The following is a 12,810-nucleotide window of genomic DNA, read 5'->3' as shown; positions in this document are numbered from 1 at the left end:
CAAAGAATGATGTCGTTTGGGCGTTTATCATATCAGATAACACGATCAAATTCATGTTCTTGTTAGTAGATATTCACGACGTATGATGACTAAGAAAGGCGTGATGATAGCAATGAAAAAAATCTATGTGGTCAACAAAACTCATTTGGACATTGGTTTTACCGATTTGGCGGAAAATGTCCTGCACAAGTATTGCCATGATTACATTCAAAACGCGATCACTTTAGCGGAAGACTTAAGAAAAGAGGGCAAAGACTTTGTTTGGACAACAGGCAGCTTTCTTATTGAATATTACTTCAAAAACATGGATGAAGAAGCTTGTCAAAAGCTAGACGATGCCATAAAGAAAGGTTACATACGCTGGCACGCGATCCCGTGTACGTTTCACTCTGAAGCGATGACACCTCAAACGTTACATTACATCATCTCCATCTCAAAGAAGTTAGATGCTCGTTATGGGTACACAACAACAAGCGCAAAAATGACGGACGTCCCAGGACATACGATCGGGATTGTTGATGAGTTATATCGTCAAGGAGTAAAATTTCTACACATTGGTGTAAATGGCTCGAGCTCGATTCCAGAGGTACCGGATACATTTCTATGGAAGCATGGCGAAAGTGAGATCATTGTCTCTTATTCAGACGACTATGGCGGCGTCATCGGAGTGGATTGCATGGATAACAAGCTGGCGTTTATGCATACTCATGATAATAGTGGTCCAGGAACACAAGAGAAAATTAACGCGTATTTGTCAAAAATGGCGAATGAGTATCCGGACTATGAGCTTGAAATGACTTCCATGGATCAGTTTGCCAATGAACTTTGGGAAGTACGCGACCAACTGCCAGTGATTACAGAGGAGATTGGGGACACCTGGATTCACGGAACGATGTCTGATCCGAAAATCATTCGGGATTACCGGATTTTAACGAAATACATGTCTGATCACCAAATCGAAAATGATGATGCTAATTTCTACGGGATGTTAGTTCCAGAGCATACTTGGGGAATGGATATCAAACGCTATTTCAGTGACTATATGAATTATGAAAAGAAAGACTTCCAGCGAGCGCGCAGTCTAGACCAAATTACCGATGCTGATTTAACCTACGCTTATGGCATTGTTAAAGATGCAACGGTTGGCGAAATGAAATTCACTTATAATGAGTGGACGGATCGTTCGTACAAATTTTATGAGTCTTCCTGGAAAGAACAACGCAAGAACATTGATCGTGCAATCGCTTGTTTGGAGCCTGAAGATCAACATCACATTAAAAAACTGATCGAAGTTCCATATTATATCTTTGAAAACCAAGGTGTTGAATGTGGTTTGGAAGAATTGATTTCGATAAACGGGTATCAAGTGATGTTTGCTAGCGATGGTTCAATTACCCACTTAGAAAAGGATGGAATCCTTTACTTTGATCAGGACAACAAACTCGGCGTTCTGAGCCATACCATTGCCGGGCAAAATGACTATGATAACCTGCGTTACAACTATTTGCGTGAATTGCAGCATAATTGGTGGGCCATTGACTTCTTAAAGCCAGGAATGGAAATTCAAAAACGCATTCAATGGAATGAACATTTCACACCACATGTTATTAAATTAGTTAAGGAAAATGATTCGATGATTGCCACTTTAAAGTACAGCCAAAGAGCTGTGGAGGAGTATGGTGCTCCAAGAGTGGTAAAGGTTAAATATCAATTTGGAGATAAAGTAGAAATTGCACTTTTATTACAGGATAAAGATGCGATTCGTTATCCGGAAATTTATTCTTTTGACATGACACCACGTTTGAACTCGCCGTACTTAACGAAGATTCGAAAAATGGATACCGTGATTTCACCTTTTGCAGTGGTAGGTCACGGAAATAAGCTGCAGCACATGATTGATGAGTTAATTTACGACGGCAGCGATAAAAAAATCAATATTAAACCTATTGATGCCCCTCTGTTGGGAATCGGAACCAATAACAATCTAAGTTATAACAACAAATACCATCCAGACAACCATGAATTTACGTTTACACTCTTGAACACCACATGGGGAACGAATTTCACGATGTGGTATGAAGAAGATATTTTCGCTCGGTTTGAGTTAGTGCTGGGATAAAAAAGGCTAACAGAAAAGAAGACAACAGGATACTCCTGTGTGTCTTCTTTTTGTCACGTACAGTATTTTTGGGGAAGACCCCGTGCTGAATTGCCTTTCTGACAATATTCTCACTTGGTCCTTCAGCGGACAAAGCCAGGCACCAAGGCTCTCTGGAAAACACACAAATGCCGAGTGTCAACCAAGGCTGTAATATCGTCTACGACAGAAATATCAAGTTGGGTATGATCAATTTTGTATAATATCCCTCATTATGGTGCCATCATTGAGAGTTTATTTGGGACTATTAACCGGGAAGTGATTCATAACATTTGGGGGACAACCAAAAGCAATATTGTTGAAAGAGGGGATTTAGAGCCAGAAAAGGAGGCCTTCTTAACGATTAAACGGGCTAAGGAAGATACTTATTCATTACCTGGTAGATATTTACCCTTACAAACCACACAGAGGGTTACCGCATAATCAAGCTCCTCGGGTTCGGTTTATCGAAAGCCTTAAGGAAATGGGGTATCCACATATTATTTTTGATGACGATAGAGAACATTATGAAATTGATTTCCTTTATACCGATAAGAAACCATACACGAGAGATGGAGTTCGGTGGGATAATCGAATATACAAATCAGACGAATGTCAGGATATCATCGGCACGGGGAAGAAAAAGTATACGGTTAAATATGATATTGATGATATTGGTTCGATTTATCTACTTCACCCTAAACGTGAAAAGTTTATTAAGTTATTTTGTGCGAGTCCTCCGATGGGTAAAAGCCTTGAAATTAGTGTGAGTACTCCTTATTCCGAACAAAAGGCAATGAGTGATAAGAAGGCCAAAGAAGAAATTGATATAGAAGAACAACTGCTAAACGAAGCTCTTGAAGCTGAACAAAACAATAAAAGGATGAGAAGTTAATGAATGAAGAGGTGTCATAATTTTGTTGAACGGATAAACGACCTTTTTATCGAGCATGATGAAGTGCTGAGAATATGGAAGAAATTTGATTCTCTACGCCTTTGTAATGCAGGATCTAAAGATGGTACAGGAAACAGATTGCATAAGGGAGATCCTCGACATTTGTTTCTTATGGGGTTGTCAGGGGTTGGAAAGACCCAAATTGGAGAGCGCTATGCTGAACGAAACCCTGGGTACTGGCTTGAAACCGGGGAAGAGAAAATAAAAATTATGCCTGTTATTTACGTTGAACTACCGTTTCCATTTACCCAACATTCATTCTATACGGAGATCTACGAGCACTTGGCACCCTAAATATAGGCAGATATGCCAGAAAAGCTTACAGAGGGTTCACAAGAAGCCACTAGTCAATCCGAATCTGCGAAAAAAAGTAATGCACCTCAGTGTTAATTAACCCTATATCGAAGAAGCAGCTGAATAATGGGTTTTTTGTGCAGATTTCAACCGAAATCATCAAGTTGCCCCAGATGTGGACTTTTGAATATATTGAGTTTCTCTTGATCGGTTCTTTCGATGCTGGGCTGATGGCACAGAATGCGTGGGCAAATATTTGTTTTCTTCTTAAATCTTCCGCCGCCCTGGTAATTTAAGACATTAATTATGGTAAATCCCGATGAAGAAATGATCTTCTCCAATCTCTATAACAGGCATTATTTCTGCAGAGTTTAAACCCAAACTTAGAGCAATAGCAATTCACGATAACTGCAAGACGTTAAAGAATCAATGGACTCACCTATTAAGTCCACCTGATCGACTCAACAGCCTTTTTTAAATCATCATAACCTGGTGTGGTGTTTATCATGGTCATTTCAATGTTGGGGGGCCGCATTCTTTGAAAATGGCCCATCAGCATAGCGACCACATCCAAAGAAGCCATCCACCTGCCAGATAATTCCGATGCTTATCATCCTTAGTACTCCCCTTCCATATTTAATAATAAGTATGAACATATACATGAGTAAAACGTCTACGAATCCCCACCTGGTAACCTATGAATAATAATTGATACATGCCTCATGATTGACCTTATTCGACAAAATATGACGATTTCCTATTTATGTAATTAGTTCCAAGGGGTGGTTATACCCCGAGAAAACTTCCCGTATAATTTAAATTATCCTGAATTTTTGATAGATCACAGAGACTTCAGGAAAAGTATCAAGAAGGAGGGAGGTTTTCCGTATCCTAACTACCTAAAGTTTTCTCAACGTTGTACGGGCCTGCATAATTTAAGGTTCGATTTGCACTTGTCCCATACCATTTGTGCCTGAAGTATTGCAGTATAATCGATGTCGATGTAGAGATCCCTCAAATCCTTCATTATTTTTCTAGTAAATATTTATATCATTTAGTGGATTTTTTAAAACCTTTTATCCTTAAAGGCGTTCTATTAATAGGTTTCTCAAAAAAAAGGAGTGTGTATGCAATTATGAAGAAAATTTCTGCTTTATTGCTAGCCTTTTTGTTATTTGTATTGCCGGTAGCCGCCCAAGCCGAAGAATCAAATTCAGAAAATTCGTCTCTGCAGTCACTTTCTAGTCAAGAAATTTCATACTTAAAAGATAGCGTTGGTTTAAATGAAGAAGAAATTGCTGCTTTCCCTGCTGAAAAGTTAAGAACTCTTATTGACAATAAAGCTGTAAAGGTAAGTTCTAAGGAGGAATCTTTCGGTGAGAACTCTATAAAAGGCGAAATAACTCCACAACTGAATGGTAACGATATTACTCTTCAAGTTTTAACATTTGTTCAGACTAGTGATAAACCTGGCAACAAGAAGTTCACTCTTTGGGGCTATTTTATTTGGAAAAAGCAACCAACTTTTGTTTTCTCTGATGTCATGACAATAGGAGTACCTCAAAGCGTTGGGTTCTTCTTGCCTACAAATGGAACCAACGTAACTCAACATTCCCATTCATTTGTATGGTATGATGGACAAAATGAGTTCACAGAAAACAAAACTGTTCCGCATGATTTTTCTGCGAATTCGGGAGTTGCCGGTAAATACAATATTAGAAACAATGTAGTGTGGCAAAAAGGATATATTGAACAAAACATCTACATACCAAGTGGAAAATCAGGTACAACAAATGTAGTGTTGGAATATGGACACGCTGTTTATACTCTGGTACCTTCAGTTGGTATTAGTGGTACAACCTTTTCAATCGGAGTAAGCCCTTCTTCGAAAGTGGAAACATACAAAATTATTACCGAACTGAAATATTAATAGCTCAGGAGGATTTTGATTGAAGTATACTGTTCTAGCCTCAATATTAGTCTTTTTAATATCATTGGTTTTATTGTTCTTCCTTTATTTAACAATGGGGGAATATACATTAAGTGATGCTGAAGGATTAATTTTGATTCTTTTATGTTCCGTCATCATATCCTTATTAATCACAAGAAATAATAAAAAAAAGTAAACCGGTGATTTTCCATGTTTCATAAAACAAGCCAGGCGCGTTAAAGCGTCTGGTTTGTTTTATTGCCCTTCTGTTCTGTAGCAGATGAGTTGAGCTTCGACGAAGTAGATAGTGGATCTTTAAGCGAATCGTGGAAACAACAGCCAGGAACTCCTGCATACTAACACAGAAACTTACAAAAGAGGTACTAACCGAAGCACTTAAATAAGCAAATAAGGAAAAAGCCCCATTACTACGGGATAAGGTGAGAGGATATTCCCATAAAGAAGTTGTTCAACTAAATAGAGAAATTTATAATTCCTGAGTTAGGAATTTGTATCGCTTCAAGCGCGGTGCGGCAGACTAAACATGATTAAAGTTTAGACTGCCGCTTTATTAACGTTCCTCATTTGACATCAACTATATTTTATGTACAGTTCAAGTCTGATGTGTTATAAGTGTTAAAAGATAAATGAAAGGGATAACAGAATGTCAAAGAAACAAAGTGAGTTAGAAAACACTCAAAGAGACGTACCGCCCGCCATGCATAACAACAAAGCCAAGAAATTCCACGAGTGCTTAAGCGAAAGTTTCCCGTAATATAATGGTTAATTGATCAGAAGACAAATGATCACATTGGGGTGAAATGTAATTGTTAAACGATAGTGAGAAGATTTGCTTTACTAGTCGAACATTTAGATCTTCATATTAAGAAGCTCTCATATGAAGGGAACATTACAAATTATAGTGACCCGGTTTTCAAAAAGCTGCAATTTCTAATAGTGAATTATATATAGACAACTTGTCTTGCGATGTACGCCTTACCTTCAAACAGGCAGTCGGCTCACTTATAGCAGCATTCGATAAAGTTGGGTATGCTGAGTCGATGGATGCAGCTGATGTCATCCTTAATTTTGAGGAGTTCTTGAAACTACGCCTAAGAAGAAACTGAGAAGATTTATAGGGAAAGTTGGATGATAGATCAATATAAATAGCTAGGAGATATTAAATAGACTTGGCCGATTGGATCTACTAGGAGAATTTTATAAATAGACTTTTAGAAACTTTTGCCTTTGTTCAAATTCTTAAATGACAAAATTTCTTTTAATGCTCGATGGATAACTTGTAGCTCATCAACGGTTAAAGGAATTAATAAAGTATCAATTTTATCTAATATTTCAGATTTTGACTTCCGGGGACGTTCGTTTTTTTCATCTTCAAAAAGTTGAATAGGATTTATTCGAAGAGCGTCTGATATCTTACAGAGTGTTTCTAAAGTGATATTAACTTCTTCTCTTTCAATTCTTCCTATATAGGAAAGTTTAAATCTGAGTCCTACTGAATCAATGGACTGTGGGGGGAGAGAATTATCCGTTGTTAGAGATTGGGGGGGACTTTTGAAAGAGGATCTGCAGGAACCGTAGTCTTTTCTGTACTTGTGGCCTCCTTTTCTTGCGGCGGTGTAGTAGAGGCAACATCATTTTCACTTGACCTTCCAACAATATACCCTACTACGATTACTCCAATAATGGCAGTGATTATTACTTTATTCCGATTCATACTTCCTCCTTAATTAGTACCTTCCACAATTGATCATATCACGAGTTGTTTTTTGGTATGGGGTTATTCATACTGAACAGAGGCACAATGAAACGAGAGCTTACTTTTCAATAAAAGAAAGCTAGGTTTGAGAATATAGGAGGAACCATGTCCTGGAGTAAATTGAAGCAGCAGCTGGAGAGTTTTCTCAGTCCTGCGTTAGTTGGAAGGGTTGAATACCGTGCAACGGGTTATCGTTATTTACCGGATAAAGCAGGGCTTTGTTATATTTCGGTAGATAAAAAGGACGTCCTCCGAATGAATGATAAAGCGAGTCCAATAAGGTGGTATCAGACGGAGCTGGAAATTAAGAATGACCCGGATATCCAGATTCCGATCAGCGCTGAAGAAATGGAAGCGGTCCGAAAGGATACCCAGGGAAACGTTCCAGAGGATCGTCTAAAAGTTATTGCGAGAAACCGAAAGATAACAGGATATGCCAAGGAGCTTATGTCAGCCCAGGCTTCATTAAGCAAATCCAATTTTGTCGCTCTAGCTAATCAATTTTTATCTACTTCTATAGAAGAAAACATCGAGAGCAAAGATATTTTATTGAATATTCTAGCTTTGGTGGACAGACGCGTTGGGAAAAAGCGGATTTTGAACATGTCCGAGAAAATGAAGTTAAAGCATCCTGTTGTGCAGTATTTTTATGATCTGCGGCGCAGTACATGTTGAGAATCTATAACTTTCGTATTTGACGAGAACCCCGTCTATATCGATTTGAACTAGAGTTGTGTATCGGAACTTCCTGTTATAACCGTTTAATCGCGGACTATAACATGGCTTTAGTTCATTCGATATAGCGAAGGGTTTTTGTTTCGTTTATACTGATAAAGCCAATTTTACTTTCTAGGAGTTGTCTGACGAACTATGAACAAGAAAGAAATCGCGCACATTCGCAAGCAGTTTAAGATGGATAATGAATTGATGAAGATTTTCGATATTCTGAACGTGTACATTATGAAAGAAACGAACGAAGTTTATCATTGGGAGCGGAATCCCTTTGAGTTAGTGGACCGGGAGAAGCAGGAGCTGTACATGGGCAATTTCAAAAAGCTGCTGACCGGTGAGTTGGATCATAAGCTGTTCGAGCTCAAGTTTCAGGAGGAAGCGGAGGACCCTTCGAAGGTGCTGCTTCATCAAGCGATCCAGACGGGAGATCCCGAGGAGTGGCAGGATCTGATGATGCTGCTCGTGAACAAAATGTTGGCGGATACGACGTATGAACGGGATACGGTCATCACGTTCGTACGCGGACAATACTACCGGCCGACCAAGGCGAGGAATGATGCAGCGGAGGAGACCGGGAACGACGAGGTGTTCGGACATCCGTTCATTCTATGCAGTGTGAACTCAACGGAGAAGCAGCGGAAGGCGCTCTTGTTCGACTATGTGGAGAGAGAGTTTAAGTACAATGTCATCGTAGATCCGATTATCAAGCTCAGCACACCGGAGCAAGGATTCTTCTATCCCAGTGTGACAGACAATTATTCCGACGTGAACCGGGTTCTCTATGCTACGGGAAAATCGAATGATCCGAATGAGCGTTTTATCTCGGATGTGTTGAATGCGGAGCGGTCTGTGACGGCCATGGAAGAGAGAGAGATCTTTGAAGACATCGTGAAGGAAGTGGCGGGTGAACAGCTGGACTCCGCCACGATCGCACACGTGTACGAGGAGATTCATCAAGTGATTGAATCCCACCAGGATGAGGAAGAACCGGCGAAGCTGGATTATACCGATGTGGAACGCGTGCTGACCGCAAGCGGCGTGGATAACGTGACCAAGGAAGCCGTGGAACGGGCGTTCGAGACGATCGTTGACGATAAGAACTATGAACTGAAGGCGAACAGCGTGATCCCGAAATTCACGTCCAAATCGATCAAGATCGATACCAAGGTAGCCACGATTACGATCAGTCCACAGGATTTAAGGTATATTAAACAGGTGAGCTTTCAAGGCAAACGCTGCATTATGATTGAGGTTGATGAAGATGCTGTTATTGAGGGCTTTACGCTCACTACAGAGACATTATTGGAGAAAGCGGATTGAAGGTAAAACGGCGTTTGAATTGGATTTTGTATATGAAACACGAGTGTGAGATGCTCCCCCTACGGAGACAGGTTTTATGATTCACCTGTCTACCGTTAGGGGGCTTTTTTTGTAGTTGGTTTATTGGGTCTAATATATAAGAGGAGAAATCATTCATGATCCCATTTAAACCATGTCAGTGACTCGGGCAAATGAAAAACGCTCCTCACAAACGATGGAGTGAAGCTCGTTTGGAGAATGTCCCCGGTAATTACGAAGGTCGTGCCGTCATCCAGCAGTTTCGTCTGAAGCAACAACTTACAGACACATCAAGGACTGTAGGCGATGTTCGTACTGTAATCGACGGCCAGCAGAGGCTCACTACGTTGAGTATTCTGCTTAAAGTGCTGTGCCTTAAGAATAACAGCTTAAAGAAGTTCGTCGACAAACGTTTTGATGATGAAAGCAATGTCTTAAAGCACAGCCACAACGATATTGAAGCGTATAACACGATTATGGATTTGAATAGTATTCAGACAACTAACCGTAAACACATTATCTCCTTCGCATATCAATACTTTGTGGACAACCTAGACCCGGGCAAGATAGATTTCGATATAGTATGCCATGCTATTTTGTTTGTCGGCATTGATCTTGCTTCTGATGAAGATGAGCAACAGATTTTTGATACTATCAACTCGCTCGGAGTTCGTCTGACTACAGCTGAGCTGTTGAAGAATTACTTCCTTGGCCGAAACGACATTGTCGAGTACGAGAAGTACTGGCTTAATGTTTTTGAGAAAGACGACGAAACAAAGGAATATTGGGATAGAGATGTTACAACCGGTAGACTGAAGAGGACATTTATTGATCTGTTTTTCTTCTCATTTCTCCAAATAAAAATACAAGACTCTACGTTTAAAGTTAATACTGATGACAAATTGGCGTTCTCGAAAGTGGATAAATTGTTCGATTCCTATAAACGTTACATTAAAGACTACTGTGGAGGTGACAATTGATCTGGACGAAGTAATTAAGCTACTAGAGCAGGACAAACAAGAAATTGCTAATCTTGAGGCTAAGATAAATGAGCAGTTGAGAATCTTGGGTGTTAATGTGTAAGAATTGACGGAAAAGGGTCAAGGATAATATTTCTTGACTCCTTTTTAGGTTTCCTTGGGAACAGCGTACCAAGGTACATGAGAAAGACAACTTTATATTTTTCACCTTTGGCTTTCTATTTCTTTAAAAGGTATAATTCAAACACTTAATAAAAATGATAAGCATAAAAGTGCTCATATTAGATGAGGACCTTCAATGTCAACAATATTTTTAGTAGAAGACTTTAGGTGGGTAACCTAAAGTTTTTTTTCTTTATAAGACGTTACAGGACGTAATGTTATTTCGAAAATACCAGATTAGTTTAAACATTAAAACTCAATCTTCAAATAATTTTAATTCTAGGTTACTAGTCTTTAAAGATAGAAAATGGTAATTTAATATAATCAAAAGTATTTGACCAAAATATTATTTACTTAAAACAAAAATCATGAAAGAGGATTTTATGATGGAGCGGGATTTTAATTATTTCATTGAGAAGTATGGAGAGTCAGGAGCTAGAGAAAAATTTGAAGATGCATGTTATACAATGTTAAAAAGAAAATTCCAAGATCATGTGTATAAAATTAAAGGAAATCCTGGAGATGAAGGCATTGATATCTATGTAGGAAATATCACTAAAAAAATTGATGTTTTTCAGTGTAAGTTTTTTATGAAGAATATAGATTATAACCAAATTAAGAAATCTTTTTTACGGGCTGCAAACAACAGCAAATTCTCCATGAAATCCTGGACGTTACTAATACCACAAGATTTTACCTTTCCAGAGAGATGTAAATGGGATAAATGGCAAACTCAAATGGAAACAGAATATAATATTGAAATAAAATTAATGGATAAAAGCGCAATAATGAATTGTATGAAGCAATTTGATATTTATAATCAAATATTTAATATCAAACCTCTAATGCAATTGGAGGAATTATACAACATAATTAAATACAATTCTGACCATGGTAAAATAGGTAAGAATTTCAATTTTGTAATAGAAAAAATAAGAGAGTATATCTCACACCGAATTGCTGTATTCAAAAAACTCTTTTACAATTCCTATGATATAAACGAGTATTTCAAAGAAAAACAGATCACATCATTTTTGGAGTTATTTCAACAATCCGAAATACATATTCAATTTTTATTTAATGATATAGATAACTTAATTAAAGATATTCGGAAAATTGATAATGAAATAGGATTCTTGTGTGAAAGATTTGTTTTCATGCAAGGGGTGTTTATAAATAAAATTGAAGAAGACCTTCAATATACAGATGAGTATTTATTTAACCTAAAGTCGTACACTTTTCAAGTGTCGCTTCAAAAAATCATCTGGGATTTATCCGTAGAGGAACAGAATATTAAAAAAATAATAAATGAAAGCCAATCAAACGATATTTTGTTAAATGAATTCGATATGAGAGATACCATCGTGACTTATAAAAATAAGCAGGATATATTAAGATTACTAGCTCTTCATGTAATAAAAATACATGAACACTTGTGTCGTGAGGATTTTGACATTTTCTATGGACGAGAAGACAAAAAACAGCTATGTTTTTCGTTGATTTACCCTGATATGGTGTGTTCAGGCGCAAATATGCCTTATCCAACCAGCATCTCAAAAATGATAAAATATATAAACCTCTCTAATTCTAAATTCAATGAAGAAGGTGAGTTTACATTTCATTTAGAATCTAATAATACAATTTTTCTTGAAGAATTAGATATAAAAACACTTCAAAAACTGCATAAAATCAAGAAAACCGCAAACATTAAATACCATCATTTCATTAATGAAAATAGAATAGATAAAATCATAAAGAAATTTAATGAAAGCAAAATTGACTATAAAATAGTTTCTTTAGTTGAAGAACCTAAATATTTTGATAAATTAGAAAAACTTTTGAGCAATTTAAGTGAGCTAAGTAGTGAATTAATTACTGGTAAAATGTACGACGGAAATCTTGTAATTTCTAATGGAACAAATTTCAGAATCAGAAAATTAAAATAATAAAATATCAGATAATTCATTTTTGCTCCTTAATGACAAGTTAGGTGATAACATTAACAAATGGGTGTCGACTCAATCATAATTATTCGTTATTACATTTAGTTTAAAAGACGAGCAAATAAGCATCGGCTGCACTCAATAAGCAGGCTATAATTTATAGAACCATAAAAGAATAAATTATCTTTTATTTTTTTCTAGATTCAATTCTCTTATTCAGTATTTTCTCTGGAAAAGACGTCTATGTAAAAATTAAATTACACCCATTCGTCCAACGGGTGGGTATGATTGGGCAGCCTGCTTTTTTATGTTCCGATGACCCACTTTTCACTTCGTGTTGCTGATGCAGTTTTACTATACAGCTCATTTGCAGGGGAAAATTGTCAGTAATTTTACACATTTTTGCTAACAGGCGATTTTTTTGATTTTCAGCAGATGGGAATGTAGCGGCTAAGAATTAGGAGATATATACCAATTGTCCTGATTTGATTAGCCAGGTCAATAAGCTGGAGAACCTGGTTGCTTGAGTGTAGCCATGAGGCAAATGAGAATACGGATTCGG

Annotated in this window: 9 protein-coding genes and 1 pseudogene; 9 read left to right on the top strand and 1 reads right to left on the bottom strand. The window is 37.6% G+C overall.

Annotated elements, in window-relative coordinates:
* Positions 1 to 82 precede the first annotated feature (82 nt).
* The 5 genes and pseudogenes from MKY74_RS32790 to MKY74_RS32775 all read left to right on the top strand — a co-directional run.
* Positions 83 to 2,119, top strand: coding sequence for a DUF5054 domain-containing protein (locus tag MKY74_RS32790; protein ID WP_076176592.1), 2,037 nt, complete (start codon positions 83 to 85; stop codon positions 2,117 to 2,119).
* Between the two features lie 502 nt (positions 2,120 to 2,621).
* Positions 2,622 to 3,032 (top strand): Mu transposase C-terminal domain-containing protein, encoded by a 411-nt coding sequence (locus MKY74_RS32785; protein ID WP_076176594.1) that lies wholly within the window; start codon positions 2,622 to 2,624, stop codon positions 3,030 to 3,032.
* Between the two features lie 3 nt (positions 3,033 to 3,035).
* A complete protein-coding gene (locus MKY74_RS35755; protein ID WP_076176596.1) occupies positions 3,036 to 3,386 on the top strand; it encodes a TniB family NTP-binding protein in 351 nt (116 codons plus the stop codon).
* A 1,135-nt stretch (positions 3,387 to 4,521) separates the two neighbouring features.
* Positions 4,522 to 5,316 carry a hypothetical protein gene (locus MKY74_RS32780; RefSeq protein ID WP_076176600.1) on the top strand — a complete coding sequence of 265 codons (795 nt, stop codon included), beginning with the start codon at positions 4,522 to 4,524 and terminating at the stop codon, positions 5,314 to 5,316.
* Positions 5,317 to 5,589: 273 nt separating this feature from the next.
* Positions 5,590 to 5,816, top strand: a pseudogene (locus MKY74_RS32775) (3-hydroxyisobutyrate dehydrogenase); the annotation flags it as partial.
* 1,052 nt (positions 5,817 to 6,868) lie between these two features.
* Here the strand turns inward: MKY74_RS32775 and MKY74_RS32770 are convergent.
* Positions 6,869 to 7,051, bottom strand: coding sequence for a hypothetical protein (locus MKY74_RS32770; protein ID WP_144025542.1), 183 nt, complete (start codon positions 7,049 to 7,051; stop codon positions 6,869 to 6,871).
* Positions 7,052 to 7,198: 147 nt separating this feature from the next.
* Here MKY74_RS32770 and MKY74_RS32765 point away from each other — a divergent pair, with 147 nt between their 5' ends.
* From MKY74_RS32765 to MKY74_RS32750, 4 genes are all read left to right on the top strand, one after another.
* A complete protein-coding gene (locus MKY74_RS32765) occupies positions 7,199 to 7,768 on the top strand; it encodes an SF0329 family protein (protein WP_076176602.1) in 570 nt (189 codons plus the stop codon).
* A gap of 195 nt (positions 7,769 to 7,963) precedes the next feature.
* Positions 7,964 to 9,145: a DUF4317 domain-containing protein gene (locus MKY74_RS32760; RefSeq protein WP_076176604.1), complete on the top strand. Its 1,182-nt coding sequence runs from the start codon at positions 7,964 to 7,966 to the stop codon at positions 9,143 to 9,145.
* A gap of 230 nt (positions 9,146 to 9,375) precedes the next feature.
* Positions 9,376 to 10,143, top strand: a complete 768-nt coding sequence (locus MKY74_RS32755; RefSeq protein ID WP_076176607.1) for a DUF262 domain-containing protein — start codon at positions 9,376 to 9,378, stop codon at positions 10,141 to 10,143.
* Between the two features lie 545 nt (positions 10,144 to 10,688).
* Positions 10,689 to 12,251, top strand: a complete 1,563-nt coding sequence (locus MKY74_RS32750; RefSeq protein ID WP_144025543.1) for a hypothetical protein — start codon at positions 10,689 to 10,691, stop codon at positions 12,249 to 12,251.
* Positions 12,252 to 12,810: the final 559 nt, after the last annotated feature.

The organism is Paenibacillus sp. FSL R5-0378, from assembly GCF_038009285.1.
Lineage (GTDB): Bacteria > Bacillota > Bacilli > Paenibacillales > Paenibacillaceae > Paenibacillus_AQ > Paenibacillus_AQ favisporus.
This window is presented reverse-complemented; position numbering and strand designations above follow the sequence as displayed.